At 72.9% G+C, this 17,562-nt stretch carries 15 protein-coding genes; 12 read left to right on the top strand and 3 right to left on the bottom strand.

All coding sequences use genetic code 11. The features are described from left to right. Positions 1-47 precede the first annotated feature (47 nt). Positions 48-479 (bottom strand): DUF6197 family protein, encoded by a 432-nt coding sequence (locus ACZ50K_RS15900; protein WP_468902959.1) that lies wholly within the window; start codon positions 477-479, stop codon positions 48-50. After that, positions 476-682 carry a DUF5999 family protein gene (locus ACZ50K_RS15905; RefSeq protein ID WP_468902961.1) on the bottom strand — a complete coding sequence of 69 codons (207 nt, stop codon included), beginning with the start codon at positions 680-682 and terminating at the stop codon, positions 476-478. Before ACZ50K_RS15905 ends, ACZ50K_RS15900 begins: the two co-directional genes overlap by 4 nt. 226 nt (positions 683-908) lie before the next feature. On the opposite strand from ACZ50K_RS15905, the gene ACZ50K_RS15910 reads away from it, so the two are divergent. The 8 genes from ACZ50K_RS15910 (at position 909) to ACZ50K_RS15945 (ending at position 10,739) form a co-directional block, all read left to right on the top strand. Next, positions 909-1,613, top strand: a complete 705-nt coding sequence (locus ACZ50K_RS15910; protein ID WP_468902963.1) for a hypothetical protein — start codon at positions 909-911, stop codon at positions 1,611-1,613. A 241-nt stretch (positions 1,614-1,854) separates the two neighbouring features. Continuing rightward, complete coding sequence (locus ACZ50K_RS15915) at positions 1,855-2,319, top strand: hypothetical protein (RefSeq protein WP_468902965.1); 465 nt, start codon at positions 1,855-1,857, stop codon at positions 2,317-2,319. Positions 2,320-2,675: 356 nt separating this feature from the next. Further along, complete coding sequence (locus ACZ50K_RS15920) at positions 2,676-3,836, top strand: cytochrome P450 (RefSeq protein WP_468902966.1); 1,161 nt, start codon at positions 2,676-2,678, stop codon at positions 3,834-3,836. Beyond that, positions 3,833-4,105, top strand: coding sequence for a ferredoxin (locus ACZ50K_RS15925; protein WP_468902968.1), 273 nt, complete (start codon positions 3,833-3,835; stop codon positions 4,103-4,105). The genes ACZ50K_RS15920 and ACZ50K_RS15925 overlap by 4 nt, the downstream gene beginning before the upstream one ends. Beyond that, positions 4,102-5,337 carry a cytochrome P450 gene (locus ACZ50K_RS15930; protein ID WP_468902970.1) on the top strand — a complete coding sequence of 412 codons (1,236 nt, stop codon included), beginning with the start codon at positions 4,102-4,104 and terminating at the stop codon, positions 5,335-5,337. The genes ACZ50K_RS15925 and ACZ50K_RS15930 overlap by 4 nt, the downstream gene beginning before the upstream one ends. Before the next feature lie 500 nt (positions 5,338-5,837). Next, positions 5,838-8,687, top strand: a complete 2,850-nt coding sequence (locus ACZ50K_RS15935; protein ID WP_468902972.1) for a helix-turn-helix transcriptional regulator — start codon at positions 5,838-5,840, stop codon at positions 8,685-8,687. Positions 8,688-8,850: 163 nt separating this feature from the next. Beyond that, positions 8,851-9,552, top strand: a complete 702-nt coding sequence (locus ACZ50K_RS15940; RefSeq protein WP_468903230.1) for a M24 family metallopeptidase — start codon at positions 8,851-8,853, stop codon at positions 9,550-9,552. A gap of 161 nt (positions 9,553-9,713) precedes the next feature. Beyond that, a complete protein-coding gene (locus ACZ50K_RS15945) occupies positions 9,714-10,739 on the top strand; it encodes a hypothetical protein (protein ID WP_468902974.1) in 1,026 nt (341 codons plus the stop codon). Between the two features lie 86 nt (positions 10,740-10,825). On the opposite strand, the gene ACZ50K_RS15950 is transcribed toward ACZ50K_RS15945, so the two are convergent. Further along, positions 10,826-12,241 (bottom strand): hypothetical protein, encoded by a 1,416-nt coding sequence (locus ACZ50K_RS15950; protein WP_468902975.1) that lies wholly within the window; start codon positions 12,239-12,241, stop codon positions 10,826-10,828. Positions 12,242-12,464: 223 nt separating this feature from the next. Between ACZ50K_RS15950 and ACZ50K_RS15955 the strand changes: the two genes are divergently transcribed. The 4 genes from ACZ50K_RS15955 to ACZ50K_RS15970 all read left to right on the top strand — a co-directional run bounded on the left by ACZ50K_RS15955 (position 12,465) and on the right by ACZ50K_RS15970 (position 17,547). Further along, positions 12,465-13,469 carry an ACP S-malonyltransferase gene (locus tag ACZ50K_RS15955; RefSeq protein ID WP_468902976.1) on the top strand — a complete coding sequence of 335 codons (1,005 nt, stop codon included), beginning with the start codon at positions 12,465-12,467 and terminating at the stop codon, positions 13,467-13,469. Between the two features lie 81 nt (positions 13,470-13,550). Further along, on the top strand, positions 13,551-15,524 hold the full coding sequence (locus ACZ50K_RS15960; protein WP_468902978.1) for an acyl-CoA dehydrogenase family protein: 1,974 nt from the start codon (positions 13,551-13,553) through the stop codon (positions 15,522-15,524). 44 nt (positions 15,525-15,568) lie between these two features. After that, positions 15,569-16,657, top strand: a complete 1,089-nt coding sequence (locus ACZ50K_RS15965; protein WP_468903232.1) for a 3-oxoacyl-ACP synthase III family protein — start codon at positions 15,569-15,571, stop codon at positions 16,655-16,657. Beyond that, entirely contained in the window at positions 16,654-17,547 is an 894-nt protein-coding gene (locus ACZ50K_RS15970) for an SDR family NAD(P)-dependent oxidoreductase (protein ID WP_468902980.1), read from the top strand. The genes ACZ50K_RS15965 and ACZ50K_RS15970 overlap by 4 nt, the downstream gene beginning before the upstream one ends. The last annotated feature ends 15 nt before the right edge of the window (positions 17,548-17,562 follow it).

The following is a 17,562-nucleotide window of genomic DNA, read 5'->3' on the forward strand; positions in this document are numbered from 1 at the left end:
GCACGGTGCCCGGCAGCCCCGCACCCGCCGTGCACACCGGGCCGGCCTCAGACGAGGTCGCGGGTCGCGCAGGAGAGGAGGTCGAGGACTTCGTCGACCGTCCTGCCGTGGGCCTTCTCCCAGGTGTCGACGGGAGTACGGCAGAGCAGGGCGCTCCGACGGGCCACGGCCTCGTCCAGCCGGTCCAGCGCATGGTCGCGGAGGGCCCGGGGGAGGGCGGTCTCGGTGCCGACGGCCGCGTCGAGGGCCTGCCTGATGGTGCAGGGGTGGTTCACGTCGTCGGGGAAGACGGGAGCACGGTAGTAGGGGGTCCAGCCGCGGGCCCTGAGGATCAGCCGGGCCATCCCGATCAGGGCGGCCACCGCCAGAGCGACCTCGGGGACGCTGGGATCGGTGGCCTCGTCACCCGGCAGGGAACTCCGCTCGCCCACCGGGCCCGCGGGCACCACCACCCGCGGGACCGCCGGCGCGCCGCTCATGCGGCCACCTCGAATGAAGGGAGCCGGATCGCCCGGTGCGGGCTCACGATCTCCCCGCCGGGCAGCAGTTCACCGGTGTCCTCGAAGAAGAGCACGCCGTTGCACAGCAGGCTCCAGCCCTGCTCCGGTCGGTGCACGAGGACCCGTGCCGCCTCCCGGTCGGCGGCGTCCGCGGGCGGGCAGACGGGAATGTGATGGCACATTTCGGTTCCTCGCTTCCTCGACAGGGCGCTCGCCGCGCCCACCCCATCGTGTGTGCCGCACCACGTGCCCCGCCTCAGGGGGAGTCCCCTGTGTTGGGGGCGCACCACATTCAGGGGGAGGGATACGGACAGGCCCTGCACGATGTCTTTGGGGGTCACCCCTGATGTGGCCGGCGTGGTGCTCGGGGACTGTAGTGGCACACGACGCCCCCAAGGGAGAAATGCAATGAGAGGTACCGGACGTGCTGGACGCATACTGAAGTCCGCCTGGTTCCGCGGAATTCTGGGGACCGTCGCGGTCTCCTCCCTGGCGGGCGGCGCGTTCGCCGCGCCCGTCCAGGCCGCCGAACCGAAGAAGTACGCCGTCGAAGTGACCTTCAAGAGCGTCATCTTCAGTTTCCTGGACGACGGCGACATCAACGGCCCCGTCGGTCGGTCCAATATCTACGGATCCCTGTCCGCCGGCACCAGCGCGGCGGACCAGGGCACCTTCAAGTCCGGGGTGCGCAACATCGGGACCTGGGGCGCGAAGCCCTCCGGCTGCGGCGGCTTCAACGGGGACGTCCACTGGGTCGCGACCGGGGAGGGCAAGTGCACGGTGATCGTGCACAACTCCCTCGTCTATTCCTTCGAGCAGCGCGAGATGTGCACCTCGGACACCTACAAGCGCTGCAACCTCAAGTACGCCGTCAAGAACAACAAGGTCCTGATGACGGTCAGGCCCGACGAGAAGATCAGGGTCGGTGCCCACATCCGTGACTACGACGAGACCTCCGGTGACGACGACGTCTGCAACGACTCGCACACCACCGAGAAGCTCGGTGAAAGCACGCTGAAGGGACTGAACCGCTCGGGCAAGCTCGAAAGCTTCCACGAGAACGGCTCCTGCGACCTCTTCTTCAGCATCAAGACCCTCGGCCCCGTCGGCTGACCAAGAACCGGAAGGCACAGCAATGCTCGCATGGACGCAAGGACGTTTCACACGCACCTCACTGGCGGCACTGACCGGCCTCGGTCTCGCGGTCTTCGGGACCGGCGCACCCGCCCAGGCCGCCACGCAGACGTTCGTCGTGGAGGTCACCTTCGAATCGATCAATTTTCCCAAGCTCGATGACTGCGACGTCTACAGCTGCCCCTGGGCGGGGATATACGGATCGCTTTACGGTCAGACGGTGAAGAACGGAGTGACCGGCGCTTCCCGGGTCAGGAATATCGGCGAGTGGGGGAACGGCGACTGCGCCTACAGTGCGGCCTGGGACAACACCAACACCTTGTGGAACAAGTGCACGGTCTGGGTCCAGGACGACACCGTGAACAAGCTGGGACCCTACAAGTTCGCCGACCGGGCCATGTGCGAGGCCCACACCTATTCGGCCTGCGACGGACCCTACAAGAGGGGGAACCACAAGGTCCTCCTGCCGGTGAAGGCGAATGAGTCCGTCAAGGTGTCCATCCATGTCCGCGACTACGACGAGACCTCGGGCGACGATGACATCTGCTTCTCCTCGGTGACCAGCGCCCCGCTGAATGCGACGACCCTCGCGAAGCTCGACCAGAAGGGCGAGGTCACCCAGAAGTTCAACGGGGACGGATCCTGCCGGATGAACTTCCGCATGCGGACGGTCGCCGTTCTGTAGCACGCCCCACGCCCCACGCCCCACGCCCCGTCGGACAGGCCGAGCGGCCGACGTGAAGGCCGGCGGCGGCCGCCGGGGCCCGGAGGGCGCAGACACCACCGCCTGGCCGACGGCGACCGCGGTCCTGGAGTGACACCTGGGGGCAAAGTTCGGGGCTACCCCCTCGGTCGCCGCCGACCCGGGGCCCCTAGCGTGTCCGCGACGGGCCGCTCGAACCGGCGTCCCGCGCCCACCACCCCCGCTCGCACACCGGGTCCGGAGCACCAGGACGTCCCCTCGCGCCGGCCGGAACCCAGGACACACCGCCATCGAAGTCACCAGGCAGCGCCCCTGCGACGAACGATTCGGAGCCCGCCGTGCCCACTGAACGGCCCACCTCGCTCATCCCCGAACTGGACCGGCTCTCCCTGGAGGTCGGACCGCCCCTCCCGGTCGACCTGCCGAGCGGACCCGGCTGGCTGGTCCGGCGCTACGAGGACGTGCGCAGCGTCCTCTCCGACCGGCGGTTCTCGGCGGACGACACCCGCCCCGGCTTCCCGCACGTCGCCAGCATCCCGAACCCGCCCGGCGGGCTGTCGATCGTGCGGATGGACCCGCCCCGGCACGATGTGCTGCGGCGCGTCCTGACGCCCCTGTTCACCGTGCGCCGCATCGAGGAGATGGCGCCGTCGGTGGCCCGGGCCGCCCGGGACCTCATCGGAGGGATGGCGGAGGCCGGTCCTCCGGCCGACCTGGTCGCCGATCTCGCCCTGGCGCTGCCCTCCCAGGTGATCTGCCTCCTGCTGGGCGTGCCCTACGAGGACCGCGCCATGTTCCAGGCCCACTCCCGGACCCTGGTCGCGGTGTCGACGCCCCCCGAGGTCGCCGGGGCCGCCTTCGGCGCGCTCGGCGACTATCTGGGCGAACTCGCCGAGACCAAGAGGAGCAGACCGGCCGACGACCTCCTGACCCGCATCGTCCAGCAGCAGCACGACGTGGACATGAGCGACGAGGACGTCATCGCGATGGCCCGGCTGATGCTGATCGCCGGGCACGAGACCACGGCCAACATGCTCGGCATGATCGTGCTCACCCTGTTCCACCGGCCGGCCGTGCAGGAGGCACTGCGCGCCGACCCCGCGCGGATCCCTCCGGTCGTCGAGGAGATGATGCGCGAGCTGTCGATCATCCGCAGCAATGTGACCCGGCTCGCCCTCGAAGACGTCGAGGTCGGCGGAGTCACGATCCGTGCCGGCGAGGGCGCGGTCCTCGCCCTCAGGAGCGCCAACCACGACCCCTCCGTCTACCCGGCTCCCGACACGATCGACATCGACCGCGACGCACGCAACCACGTGGGATTCGGATTCGGAATCCACCAGTGCCTGGGCCAGGCCCTCGCCCGCCTGGAACTGCGCGTCGCCCTGGAAGAGTTGCTCGACGCCTTTCCCCGGCTGCGGCCGGCGGTGCCCCTCGAAGAGGTCCGGCTCAAGGAAGGCTCCGCCGTCCGCGGTCCCGAAACCCTCCCCATCTCCTGGTGAACGGGAGCGAGGTGTCCCAGAACTGGTCCGTACGGGCCGACCGCTCGCTCTGCTGCTCCGCCGGGCTGTGCGCCTCGACCGCACCGCTCCTCTTCGACCAGGACGACCGGGACGGACGCGTCCGGGTCCGCCGACAGGACGTCCCGGCCGACCAGTTGGCGGCGGCCCGGCTGGCCGTCGACCTCTGCCCCAGCCGAGCCCTCGGCCTCGCACCGGCCCCGGTCCCGGACCGGCGACCCCGTCGGCCACTCCTTGAGGAGGGTGCATGACCACGCCCGACGCCCTGAGCTACGACCTGGCCTCCTACGACCCCTTCGGAGCGCACCGGCCGGTGACGTACGACGTGCTGCGGCAGGCGCGGTCCACCCGGCCCGTCTTCTTCTCCGAGCCCCTCCAGGCCTGGTGCGTCTCCACCCACCAGGACACCAAGGCGGTCGCGTCGGACACCGCGACGTTCTCCTCGGCGGGCGTCTTCCCCCGACCGCAGGGCCTCCATCCGGCGGCCCAGCGTGCGGTGGACTACCTCTTCGACCACCCGATCCTGACGATCCAGGACCCACCCGAGCACGGGCGGGTCCGCCGGATCACCCAGCAGGGCTTCGGGACCGGCGCCATCGGCGCGTTCGAACCCGCCGTGCGCGAGATCATCGAGCGCGCCGCCGAACGGCTCCCGACCGACGCGCGGTTCGACCTGGCCGGCGAGTTCTCCGACCGGATCAGTCTGGCCTCGGCCATGAAGGTCGTCGGCTACGCCGACTCCGACTACGACATGCTCGCCCGATGGGTGCACGACCTCATCACCCTCGTCTTCGACGGACCCAACCTCAGCCGGAAGGACCAGGAGGAGTACGGCGCCTACGTCAACGACGGCTTCGCCTACGTGTCGGAGCTGGTCGACGCCCGTCGGGCCGAACCCCGGGACGACCTCATCAGCAAGATCGTCCACGGTTCCTTCCAGGGCAAGACCCTCAGCCGGCCCGAGGTGGTCAATGTCGTCACCGGCCTCATCGGCGCGGGCTGGCACACCACCGGCGGGGCGCTCAGCAACATCGTCGCCGCGCTCCTCGAACGGCCCGAACGCTGGGACGCCCTGGTGAACGGCACGCACAGTGCGGCGGACACCGCCGCCGAAGGGCTCCGCCACGACAGCTCCACCGTCGGCTTCTTCCGCCTGGTCACCCGGGACGTCCGGATCGGCGGCGCCCGACTGCGCCGGGGCGACCGGATCTTCCTCTCCTACGCCGCCGCCAACCACGACCCGGCGCAGTTCCCGGAACCGCAGGAGTTCGACCCCTCCCGCGGCAACGCGACGGCGATGCCGTTCGGGCACGGGATCCACTACTGCGTCGGAGCCCCGCTCGCCCTGATGGAACTCCGGATCTCCCTGGAAGTCCTGTCCCGCAGGTACCCGGGCCTGCGCTCCACGGGCGAGCCGATCCGGTACAGACGCCTGAGCCAGTTCAAAACCCCGGAGCACCTCTGGGTACTCCCCGGCACCTGACCGACGAGCACCGCGGCGTACCGCGGCCCGTCCTCCCCCTCCGACGAAGACCCGAGACCCATGACCCCCGACCGCACCATGGACACCGCGCTGCCCCCCGGCACCCCACCCGGACCGGGTCCCACCACCGGGGACCACGTCCGGCTCCCGCTCCGGCCGGCGGCCACGACCGCTGAACCGCCCGGCCCCCGTACCGCGCCCCTGCCCCGGACGGCGGAACTCACCGCTCGTCCGGAGGCGACCGGCTCCCCGGCCGACACCGCCCGCCCGGATGCCGCACCTGCGCCCGCCCGGCCACAAGGACTGCCGGCAGCCGCCGTGGTGAGCTCCCGCTCCCGTCGCACCGGGCGGCCCCCTCGACGGACCTGCGCCGACCCGACGGTGAATCGGTCACGATGCGTGAAGCGGACCGGATACATGACACGAGTAATGATGTGACCTGGATCAAAGAGGCCGGTCGGACGGGTGAGTTCCGGCACGTGGCGTCACATACTGCGGGGATGAGTTTCTCCGGTGTGTTCGTGGAGCGGGGTGCGGAAGTCGCCGCCCTCGGCCTCGCGGTCGAGAGGGTGCGGAGCCACGCGGGAGGCTTCCTCGTGATCGAGGGGCCCGCGGGCGTGGGCAAGACCCGGTTGCTGGAGGAGGCGGCGGCGCTGGCCGACCGGGCGGGGCTGCGGGTGCTGTCGGCACGGGCGACCGAGCTGGAGCGGTCGCAGCCGATGGGCCTGATGCAGCAGCTGTTCGGACCCCTGCTGGCCGGCTGCGCGCAGCACGAACGGGAGTACTGGCTCTCCGGTGCCGCACGGTCGGCCGGCCCGGTGGTCGGCCTCCCGGCGACCCCTTCCGCGGACGAGGAGTCCGCGGGAGATTTCGCGATCCTGCACGGGCTGTACTGGCTGACGGCCAACATCGCGCAGGACCGGCCGCTGCTCCTGGTGGCCGACGACACGCACTGGGCGGACCCCGCCTCCCTGCGGTTCCTCGCCTACCTCCTGCCCCGGATCCTGGACCTCCCCGTCCTGGTGGCCGTGGGCATGCGTCCCAACGAGCCGGGGGCCCCCGCCCAGCTGCTGGGGCGCATCGCCGAGCACCACCTCTCGGTGCTGCTGCGACCCAAGCCGCTCAGCAGGGCCGGTTCGGCACGGATGCTCCGATCCCGGCTCCACGAACCCGACGAGGAGTTCCTCGACGCCTGCCACGCCGCGACGGCCGGCAACCCCCTTCTGCTGGAATCGCTGGTGAGCGTGTTCGGCGAGGACTGGGATCCCACCGCGGCAAACGCTCCCCTGGTGGTCGAGGTGGGTTCGCACGCGGTGGCCAACCGGGTGGAGACCGGTCTGGTGCGGCTGGGCGCGGACGCCGTGCGCCTGGCCGAGGCGGTGGCCGTACTGGGCGAGAGCGCCGACCTCGCGACCGTCGCCGCCCTGACGGGGCTCTCCCCGATGGCGGCGGCCTCCGCGGTCGGTGCCCTCCGGCGCGCCGACCTGCTCCAGCACCCGGCAGCCGAGGCCGGGACTGCCCACGGCACCAGCGCCCCGCTGCGCTTCGTCCACCCGCTGATCCGCTCCGCCACGTACGAACGCATGGACGACGCGGAGCTGGTACGCGCGCACACCCTGGCCGTCGAGGTGCTGAAGCGCTCGGGAGCCACGGCCGTCCAGATGGCCACCCATGTCCTCCGACTCCCCTTCCGGGGTGACCAGGAGGCCGTCGACCTCCTGCGGCGGGCCGCCCGCGAGGCCCAGCAGCGAGGCTCGGCCGAAAGCGCGCACCGCTACCTCCAGCGGGCGCTGGCCGAGCCGCCCTCGGACGCCACGCTGCCCCGGACCCTGACCGAAGCCAGCGACGCGGCCATGCAGGTGGACCTCCCGGCCGCCGCCGAATACTGCGCCCGTGCCATGGAACTCACCACCGATGTCCACCAACGGGCAAGGATCGCGGCCACCCTGAGCATGGCCCTGCACTACCTCTCGCGCACCGCCGAAGGGGTGGAAGTCGCCCGCCAGGCCCGTGACGCCCTGCCCGCCGACGACACCGACCTGCGGCGCCTGCTGGAGGGACAGCTCCTCTGCCTGCCTCCGAACGACCCCGACCGCCTCTTCGAGTCCCTCCCCGAGGTCGTCGGTCTGCCCCCTGCCGACACCATCGGCGCGCACGCCCTGGAAGCGATGATCGCCGGTGCCGAGAGCTGGCGGTGCGACCCGGCGTCCGTCCGCCACGCCCGGTCGGCCCTGGCGGACGGACGACTGCGGCTGTCCAATGCCCAAGCGGTGATCACCGGCCCCTGGCTCGCCCTGCTCCTGGCCGACCACGACCACGAGGCCATGGCCGCCATGGACAGTGCCGTGGACGAGGCGCGCCGCAGCGGATCACTGGCCGCACTGCCGATCGCCTCGGTCTACCGCTCCATGGCCTGGCTGTGGCGAGGCCAGCTCGCCGAGGCCGAGGACGTGGTCCGCGATGTCCTGCGGCTGATGAGCCTGATGCACCACGGCATGGCACAGCGCGTGGCCCATTCCATCCTCGCCTGGATCCTCATGGAACAGGGCCGCATGGGGGAGGCCGCCGAGGCCCTCGGGTGCGTCGACGCGAGTGAAGGGCAGCCCACCGGGCTCCTGTACTGGTACTACGACGCCGAGGCCCAGTACCACCGGCACGGCGGTGACCACGAGCGGGCGTACGACAGCGCCCTGAAGTCCGGCCGGAACTTCGCGGAGCAGGGAGGGGACAATCCCGCCGCCGTTCCCTGGCGTTCGGAGGCCGCTCTGAACCTGTCCGCCCTGGGCCGCCGGAGCGAGGCGCTCGCCCTCACCGACGAGGAGACGGCCCTGGCCAGGCGATGGGGGGCACCCCGCGCCATCGGCCACGTCCTGCGGGTGGCCGGTGTGGTGGCGGGCCCGGGAGAGGGCCTGGACCGCCTCCGCGAAGCCGTCCAGGTGCTCAAAGCCGGCTTCGCCCGCCTGGAGTACGCCAAGGCCCTGGTGGATCTCGGCGCGGCCCTCCGCCATCTGGGACAGCACCACGAAGCCCGGGTGGTGCTGGGGGAGGGCCGCGCGATCGCCGAGCTGTGCGGAGCCCTCCCGTTGAGCGAGCGGGCTGCCACCGAACTCGCCGCTTCGGGAGGCCGCCCCCGCCGAGTCGAGGTGTCGGGGCCGGATTCCCTGACGCCGAGCGAGCGGCGCATCGCCGAACTGGCGGCCACGGGAACCGGGAACCGCGAGATCGCCCAGGCCTTGTTCATCACGACCAAGACCGTCGAAGCCCACTTGACCAGCATCTACCGCAAGTTGCAGATCACGAACAGACGACTCCTCGCCGAGGTGCTGGATGCGCGGATCCCGCAGCCCTGAGGAACCGTGCCGTCGCGGTACCCCTCCGAGCGCGGTTCCTCCTCGTCCGCGCCGCCTCCCGACCCGCGAACCGAACCGAACCGAACCCGAGCGATCCTCAGCGCACCTCGGCGAACCGAACGGAACCACCACCATGGCCGCATCGCACCCGACACCCGCCCCGATGCCCGGGAGAGGGGACGAGGAGGAGCAGCGCGTACGGGGGCTCGTCCAGGCGCAGCGCAAGGCGGAGCTGCTCTTCGCGGAGGTGGAGTCACGGGGGCTGGTGGCGCCGGGGGTGGGGGAGCGGGAGGCCAGCGACCGGATCCGGGACCTGGCGAACGAGCTGTTCGGCACGACGAAGCACTGGCACAAGCGGATCGTGCGCTCCGGGCCGCACACCCTGTTCCCGTACAAGGAGAACCCGCCGGACCGGATCATCGGCGAGGACGACATCGCCTTCGCCGACTTCGGCCCGATCTTCGAGGAGTACGAGGCGGACTTCGGCCGCACCTTCGTCTTCGGCGACGATCCCGTCAAACACCGGCTGCGCGAGGACCTGGCGAGCGTGTTCACCGCCGGCCGGGAGGTCTTCCACGCCGGTGCGGACATCACCGGCCGCCGCCTGTACGCGGAGGTCGAACGCCTGGCCGCCGACCGCGGCTGGACCCTGGGCGGCTGGCACGCCGGGCACCTGGTGGGGGAGTTCCCCCACGAACTGATCGACGGTGCCCGTGTCGAGTCGTACGTCACCCCGGACAACACCCACCCGCTCCGCCGCACCGACCGGGCGGGCCGGCGCTGCCACTGGATCCTGGAGATCCATCTCGTCGACCGCCGGGGCGGGTTCGGCGGCTTCTACGAGCAACTCCTCGACCTCGCCTGACACCCCGCCCGAAGGGTCGGGCTGGGACGATGTGGGCCGGACGATCAGCCCCAGGGGTGGCGGACTTGAACAGAACTCGTAGGACAGAGGTATTCGGCCACCGGGCGCAGGACCTCACCGATGTCGTGGTGGCCTCGCGCTTCGTTCATCCAGGCAGGGGCGTGGTCCTCTGTCCCGCCGCACCCCTGCTGGGAGAGTGGTTGGCGGCCCGGCTGCCGCGGGTGAGGATCGGGGACCTGTCGGACGGGGTTCCGCTGCCGCTCGATGCCGCCGTGGACGAGGATGACGGGCGGATTCTGGCCGCGGTCACCTATGTGGACCGGGGTGTGGCGTTCGGGCTCGCCGTGGTGGCCGGTGACCCCGGGAGCGCCCGTGTCGCGCGGGAAGCCGTCTCCGCATGGGCCCCGGCCCTGCGGACGCGCCGTGTCTTCCTGCCTCCGACGGCGGTGCCGTGCGGGCGCCCGGCTGCGGCGACGGTACCGGCGGCACGGTCGGCGGGACCGGGCGCCACCGATCATCTCGTCTGCCCCGCCGTTCCGCTCGCCGAGCGGGCGGTGCTCTCGTTCCAGGACCGCGGGGATGCGGTCGTAATGATCGAGGGCCCCCGTCAGGGTGCTCGGGACGACGCGTGGCCCCTGGCCGGGGAGGGCCTGCTCCCCGTATCGACCGCGGACGACGTCGAGGCCCTGCCGGACGTCGACGGGAGCCGGCTCTCCTATGTCGTCAAGCCCTGCGCGTCGATCGAGGACGTCGTCGGGGTTCTGGGGGTGCTGAGGGAGAGGTTCCCGCTGCTGCGGGGGCAGCACCCCGACGAGTGGTGCTACCGGGCATCCGATGCGGCCGAAGGGGTCCGGTCGGCGGCCCAGGGCAGTGACCTCGTGGTCGTGCTCGGACCGCACGTGCCGCCCGCCGCGGAGTCCGGGCCGGCGAGGGTGATCCGGCCGTCCTCGCTCGCCGACCTCGGGCCGGAGGTACTGGCCGACGCCGCCACGGTGACCTTGCTGGACGCCATCGGAGGAACCGGGCAGCCCGGTGGACAGGCGGCCTCGGGCGGAATGACGGCCGCGGGCCTCGCCCAGGTGCTCGCCGGACTGGGCCCGGTCAGCGTCGTCCGCAGGAGCGTCACCTCCCGGGTCGAGACGGCCCCCGTACCGGCCGTCCCGCACCCCGCCCTTCACGGTGGCTGACCGCGAGGCCATGGCCTCGCGGTCAGAGGGCTACAGGGCGGGGGTCAGGGCCGGAAGCGGGTCGGCCGACGGGCAGGTCCGGCCCGTCAGGGCTCCCGGGGGGCGCGGTGGAGCGCTCGGGCCAGGTCCCGGACCTCCGCCGCCTCCCGGTTCCGGCCGTACGGGCGCAGCCGCGCGATCGCCGTACGCAGGTGATGCCGTGCGCGGGCGCTCTCCAGTTCGGGGTAGTCCGCGAGGAAGGTCCGCCAGGTGTGGCAGGCGAGGTCCAGATGCCCCTGGTTGAGCCGCGCTTCGGCCAGCTGGGCCGTCGTGACCGCGCGCGAGCGCTTCTCCCGGCCCGGCCGGTGCCGCAGCGAGAGGCCCAGCTGGAGGGCCTCGGTCCGGAAGTCCCCCGCCGCGCGGGCGACGGCGGCCCGCTGGACCGCCAGCGAGCCGGGATGGAAGGAGCCGATGGGGGTGTCGGCGGAGGCCGCCCGGTCGAGGGCCTGCTCCGCGGCGCCGAAGTAGTCCAGGGCCGCCGAGCGGTCGCCCAGCGCGGCCCGGGTGACCGCCCGCTGCCCGAGGAGGAACGCCCGCTGGTGCGGCGGGGCGTGCGGGAGCCCTATGCCGACCGCCCGCTCCGCCAGCCGGTCGGCCCGCTCCGCATGGCCCAGCGTCAGCGCCTGGACGCTCATCCCCCGGGCGCAGAGGGCGTATCCGACCCGGTCGCCGGCCTCGCGGGAGAGCGCGGCGGAGACCAGGTAGTACTGCTGCGCCATACCGTGCAGGTCCGAGTCGTAGTGGGTGAACGCGCTCAGGTAGCTCAGCTGGGCGGCGCCGGTCAGGACATGGCCGCGGGTGGCCGGCCGCATGCCCTGGCCGAGCCAGGAGACGACGGACGTGGCGAGGTAGACGCGGATGACCTCGCTCACCAGGCCCCCGCCGAAGGCGGCGTCGTGCCGGGAGAACAGGACCAGCGGATCGCGGACGGGCACACCGCCGCGAGCGGCGCCGGCCCCGGTGGCGCGGCGGGAACGGGGTGAGGGAACCGCGGTGGCACCCGGTTCCCATCCCGGCAGGTCCTGGGCCGCCAGCGAGAACAGATCGAAACCGGTGCCGGCGCCTGCGCGGGGGCAGGGGCCGCTGCCGGTACGGGCGCTCTGGCCCCGGCCGGCGGTGCGCCGCGCGGGGCCGGCGCCGAGCCGTTCCAGATGGGCCGCCGGGTCGCCGTGCCCTTCGAACGGGGCGGGCGGCCGCCTACCGGCCGGCGCGACCAGACCGGCCTCCGCCGTGGTGACGCGCCGCCCCAGCCGGCGCGAGAGGGTCTCCGCCACCAGGGCGGCGACGGCGGGGCGCGGTACCGTCCCGGCCAGCCAGTGCCAGACCCCGCTGCGGTCGCAGCGCGTCACCAGGTGCTGGTCGGCGGCCACGGCGTTCACCGCGCGCGCCAGTTGGGCTCCGGTCCACTGGGCCTCCACGAGCAACTGCCGCAGGGCGTGGTTGGGGGTGCGAACGGGGCACATGGTCTCTCCCGGTGCTGGAGGGGGGCCGGCAGCGCCACCGGTTCCCCGACGAGAGTGAACTTTTGACATTCATCCATCTTCAACACGGCGGACCCGGTCGACAGCGGACAACGGGGCCCGACCGCGAGCAGTCTCAGAGTGTGACCGGGACACCGCGCCGGGAAAGGGCGCACACGACGCAATGGGTGCATACGAAGCGAATGCATCTGAAGGGGGCGCAGCCATGACGTACACGGGCCGTGGGGCGTACACCGTCCACCTGTTCCCGGGGCAGGGGGACTTCGCCGTCGGAGCGCTCCTCCGTGCCGCCACGGCCGGCAGCGCCCTCAGACGGGCCGTGGCCGAAGTGTTCGAGGAGATCGACGAGGTCGCCGCCGCCCGCGGGATCCAGCGCATCGGCGCCCGGTTGCTGGGGGACCGCCCTCCCCGTACGAAGGACCTCGCGGAGGCGGCGGTGCCCGGCACCCCGCAACTGGCCGCCTACGGAGCCTCGCTGGCCGTGCACCGGGCCCTGGTGGCCATGCGGGGGAGTCCTCCCGATGCCGTACTCGGCGTCAGCTTCGGGGAGATCGCCGCCATGGCCGCCACCGGGGTGCTCGGCGTGGCGGACGGGGCGGCCATCGCCCACGACCTCGCCCGGGTCCTGACCGCCTGCCCCGGCGGGTTGACCCTCCTCGCCTGCGACGAACTCCGCGCGCTCACCCTGCTGGAGGAGGCGCGCGCCTCCGGCACCGTCCTGGCCTGCGTCAACGACGACACCGAGACCGTCGTCAGCGGGCCGGTCGAGGAACTCGACCGAGCCGAGGCGTATGCGCGCACCGCCCGGATCGACGCCACCCGCCTGCGCCTGCCCTTCAGTTCCCACCATCCCCGACTCGTCCGGCAGGCCGCGGACTTCGCCGAGCGGATCCGCGCCCGTACCGGACCTGCGGGGACAGCCGCCTTCCCGGAGGCCCTCCCGGTCTACTCGGCGGTCGCGGGCCGTGCCTACACCTCCGCCGACGAACCCGCCCGGGCTCTGGCCGACTGCCTGACCCGCCCCGTCCACCTGCCCCGGGTCCTGCGCGCCCTGCACCTGCGGGCCGCCGGCCGCCCCCTCGAATGCTACGAAGCGGGCACGGGGAGCGCCCTGTCCCGCAATGTCGCCCGGGTGCTCGCCACCCGTGCCGTGACCGTCACGGCGCCCCTCCAGCCCACGGACGGGAGTATCCCCGCCGTCCTGCCCTGAACCCGGCCCGGGCCCCGCGCCCGCCCGGGTTCCCTCCCCGCCGCGGGCCCGTCCGGCCCGCCCGTCCAGCGGAGTTCCCCGATGCCCCCTGAAGTCGCCTCCGATCCGGAAGCGGGTACGAGCGGGCTGCACCGGCTCATCCACGGGTCGTGCACCCCCGCGTACCTCGACTCCCTCCACCACGCGCTGACCGCCTCCGCGACCACGGCCACCGGGCCCCGCGCCCCCGGACCCCGCGCCCCCGGGCGGGAGCAGGCCGTGACCCGTCGCATGCGGGCCGTGGCCGCCGCCCTGCCCCCCGGACGGCTGCTGCTGCGCGACCCCGACCGGCTCGGAGCCCTGCTGGCCTGGACCGCGGTATCGGACCCCTCGCTCTGCATGGCCTTCGTCACCCACACGGTGCTCTGTCTCGGCTCCATGGAACACCTCGCCCCCGAACATGCCGCCCTCAAGGACGAGTTCGAGGCCCTGGAGACGCTGTCGGCCCGAGGCGGATACCTGATCACCGAGGCCGGCCAGGCCAACAGCCATCTCGCGACCGGCACCCGCGCCGACTTCGATCCGGACAGCCGGGAGTTCGTCCTCACCACCCCCGACCCGGCAGCCGCCAAATTCTGCGGCATGGCCACCGACGACGGCCCGCGCACCGTCGCCGTACTGGCCCGGGTCGTCGGGGCGGACGGACAGGAGGGCGGCGTCTTCCCCTTCCTCCTCGACATCACCCACGGACACGGGCCGCTCCCCGGCATCGAGGTGTCCTCCCCGCTGGCCGTGAGCGCCCTCCCGCTGGACTACGCACAGGTGCGGTTCGCGGGCGTACGCGTGCCCTACGACCGCTGGCTGCGCGACAGCGCGTCGCTCGACCGGAACGGCACCCTCCACGACCCGCTGGGCTCGGCCGACGCCCGCCTCCAGCGCACGCTGTGCGTGGGCCAGGTACTGTGGGGCACCCTGCCCTCCGCCGCCGCAGGGACGGCCCGACTGGCCGCGGTCCTCGCCGTCCGCTATGCCCGGGGCCGCCGCACCCAGGCCCGTATGGCACCCGGGATCCCGCTCCTGGACTACCGCAGCCAGCAGCACGCCGTACTGGGCGCACTCGCCGAATCCTTCGCCCTCACCTGCGCGGCGGCCCGCGCCCGGACCCTGCTCGCGGAGGCCGGACCGGCCGCCGCGGCCGCGACCGCTGACTCCGCCACGGCCTCCGGGGCCACCTCCGTCACGGCCTCCGTCACGGACTCCGCCACCGGCTTCGCTCCCTGGACCGCCGTCAGCAGGCCCCTCTCGGCGTACAAGGCGCACACCGTACGGGCCGCCCTGCGCATCGTCGCCGACTGCCAGCGCCACTGCGGCTTCTCCGGCCATCTTGACCTCAACCGGCTGGCGGACTACCGAGGGTTCCTGAACGCCCTCGAACCCGCCGGAGGCGACAGCCAGCTCATCCTCTACGACCTGGGCCGCGCCCTGGCCGCCGACCCGGCACCCCACCGCGATCCCGCCCACCACGCCCCCGCCCACGAACACGACACCTCAGGCCCCGACCCCACCGACCCCCGCTGGTGGCGGATGACGGTGCACGCCCACCGCGAACGGCTCACCCGGCACCTGCGCGAGGCCCGCGACCGCCGATCCGCCTCCGGGCTCGAAGAGTTCGATGTCTGGAACCCCCTGCTCCGCGCCGCCGGCGAACTGGGCGCCCTCTACGCCGAGGGCCTCGCCGCCGACGACGTGATGCGCGCACTGGACGGACCGGACCTGCGCCCCGGCTCCCGGCCCGGCCCGCACGAAGCCCTGGAGGCGCTCGCCGCGCTCGCCGGGGTACGGGCCGCCCAACGCTGGTCCGGCTCCCTGCTCACCGCCGGCACCGTGGAAGCGGAGGTCATCCGCTCCCTCCCCGAGGCCGCCGACCGGCTGTGCGACCGGATCCTGCCCCAACTGCCCGCGCTTGAGGCGGTGTTCGACTTCCCGGCCGACATCGTCGGATCCCCCCTGACCCGCCCCGACTACCACCGGGCCCTCACCGACTCCCTGACCTGGCAGGGCGGGGGCACCCCGTGAACGCCGGTGCGGACGGCACCGGACGGCGGATCGGCATCCGGTCCATGGGCAGCTATCTGCCCGACCGGATCCGCGGCAACCGCGAAGTCGCCGCGGACACCGGTGTCACCGAACAGTGGATCATCGAACGCACCGGGGTGCGGACCCGGCACAGCGCCGCACCCGAACAGGCGGCATCGGACCTGGCGGCCGGAGCCGTACGCGCCGCGCTGGCCGCGGCCGGACTCGACGCCTCCGACCTCGGTCTCCTCGTCTGCGCCTCCTCCACCCCGGACGAGCTGGGCCCCTCGACCGGCTGCCGGATCCAGCACTCGATCGGTGCCGCGCACGCCGTCGCCCTGGACGTCAGCGCGGCCTGCTCGGGCTGGCTCTTCGCCGTCAAGGTGGCCCACGACTGGCTCCGCTCCAGCCGCCACGGCCAGTACGCGGCGGTGGTCGGGGTGGAGGCGTACTCCAAGTTCCTCGACGCCCGGGACCGCTCCACATCCGTCCTCTTCGCCGACGGCGCCGCCGCCTCGATCCTCGGCCCCGTCCCCGCCGCCCAGGGCTTCACCGACTTCGCACTCGGCTCCGACGGCTCGCTCGCCGACAGCGTCCTGATCCCCGGAGGCGGCAGCCGACGCCCCGCCAGCGAACGGACCCTCGCCGACGGCAGCCACCGCATCCGCATGGACGGCCGTGTGGTCAGCCGCTTCATCCGCGACACCTTCCCCCGGCTCGTCCAGGACGCGCTGACCCGCAACCGGCTGACGCTCAAGGACATCGACCGCGTCATCACCCACCAGCCCAACCCCGTCCTGCTGCACCGCCTGGGGCGTGAACTCGGCATCCCCGACGACAAGATGGTCATCGTCGGGGACGAAGTCGGGAACATCGGCGCCGCGAGCGCCCCCTACGCCCTCACGGCCGCCGCCGCGAGCGGTGCCCTGCACCCGGGCGACCGCGTCCTGATCCTCGTGTTCGGCGCCGGCATGACCTGGGGCAGCGCCCTGCTGACCTGGAGCGGCGCCCCCGCCATCCGAGTACGCCCCGCGCCGACCCCGGTCCCCGCCGCTGTCCCCGTCCAGGCCGTCCAGGCCGTCCAGCCCGTCCAGCCCGTCCAGCCCGTCCGAACGGAGAACGCCCGCACATGAGCGCACGATCCGCCCCCGCCGCCCCCGCCCCCACTCCCACCGCCGCCCCCGCCCTTCCGGAGGCCTTCCGTCTCGACGGGGCCCGCGCCCTGGTCACCGGCGCCTCCCGCGGCATCGGCCGGGCCTGTGCCGAAATCCTCGCCGAATCGGGCTGCGACCTCGTGCTCGGCGCACGCTCGACCGAGGCGCTCGCATCCACCCTGCAAGCGGTCGAAGCCCGGGGCCGCAAGGCCGTCCTCATCGCCGCCGACCTCGGCGAACGCGGTGCCGCGGCCCGTCTCACCGAACAGGCCGCTCATGCCCTCGGCGGGCTGGACATCGTGGTCCACAACGCCGGCACCCTGCCCACGGACGCCGACTCCACCCCCGTCATGGCCCCGTTCCACGCCTCGGACCACACCCAGTGGGAGACCGTCCTGTCGGTCAACCTCAACGCCACCGCCGAGCTCTGCCGGGCCGCCCACCCGCACCTGGCCGCCTCCGAACGGGCCAGCCTGATCCTGATGTCCTCCGTCGCCGGGCTGATCGGCACCCCCATGATGGAGGCGTACGCGGCCTCGAAGGCGGCCCAGGTCTCACTCACCCGGAGCCTGGCGGTGGCCTGGGCACGACAGGGCATCCGGGTCAACGCGCTCTGCCCGGGCTGGATCCGTACCGATATGACCGAGTTCGCCAGCGACACCGCACCGGTGTCCGACTGGCTGATGAGCCACGTGCCGATGGGCCGCTGGGGAGAATCCGAGGACGTGGCCCGCGCGGCGCTGTTCCTCGCCTCGGCAGCCTCCTCCTTCGTGACCGGACACGCCCTCGTCATCGACGGCGGACTCAGCGTCCCCGACGGCGGACTGGCCGGCATCCCCAAACCCCCGTCCCCCTTCGCCGCGCCGTGACCGCTCCCGTGACCC

It is taken from the genome of Streptomyces sp. NPDC033845 (genome assembly GCF_055576225.1).

Coding starts and splice junctions, on each gene's coding strand:
- ACZ50K_RS15930 (WP_468902970.1), top strand. CDS start 4,102: ATGACCACGCCCGACGCCCTGAGCTACGACCTGGCCTCCTACGACCCC.
- ACZ50K_RS15910 (WP_468902963.1), top strand. CDS start 909: ATGAGAGGTACCGGACGTGCTGGACGCATACTGAAGTCCGCCTGGTTC.
- ACZ50K_RS15960 (WP_468902978.1), top strand. CDS start 13,551: ATGCCCCCTGAAGTCGCCTCCGATCCGGAAGCGGGTACGAGCGGGCTG.
- ACZ50K_RS15965 (WP_468903232.1), top strand. CDS start 15,569: ATGGGCAGCTATCTGCCCGACCGGATCCGCGGCAACCGCGAAGTCGCC.
- ACZ50K_RS15935 (WP_468902972.1), top strand. CDS start 5,838: ATGAGTTTCTCCGGTGTGTTCGTGGAGCGGGGTGCGGAAGTCGCCGCC.
- ACZ50K_RS15900 (WP_468902959.1), bottom strand. CDS start 479: ATGAGCGGCGCGCCGGCGGTCCCGCGGGTGGTGGTGCCCGCGGGCCCG.
- ACZ50K_RS15940 (WP_468903230.1), top strand. CDS start 8,851: ATGCCCGGGAGAGGGGACGAGGAGGAGCAGCGCGTACGGGGGCTCGTC.
- ACZ50K_RS15970 (WP_468902980.1), top strand. CDS start 16,654: ATGAGCGCACGATCCGCCCCCGCCGCCCCCGCCCCCACTCCCACCGCC.
- ACZ50K_RS15955 (WP_468902976.1), top strand. CDS start 12,465: ATGACGTACACGGGCCGTGGGGCGTACACCGTCCACCTGTTCCCGGGG.
- ACZ50K_RS15950 (WP_468902975.1), bottom strand. CDS start 12,241: ATGTGCCCCGTTCGCACCCCCAACCACGCCCTGCGGCAGTTGCTCGTG.
- ACZ50K_RS15905 (WP_468902961.1), bottom strand. CDS start 682: ATGTGCCATCACATTCCCGTCTGCCCGCCCGCGGACGCCGCCGACCGG.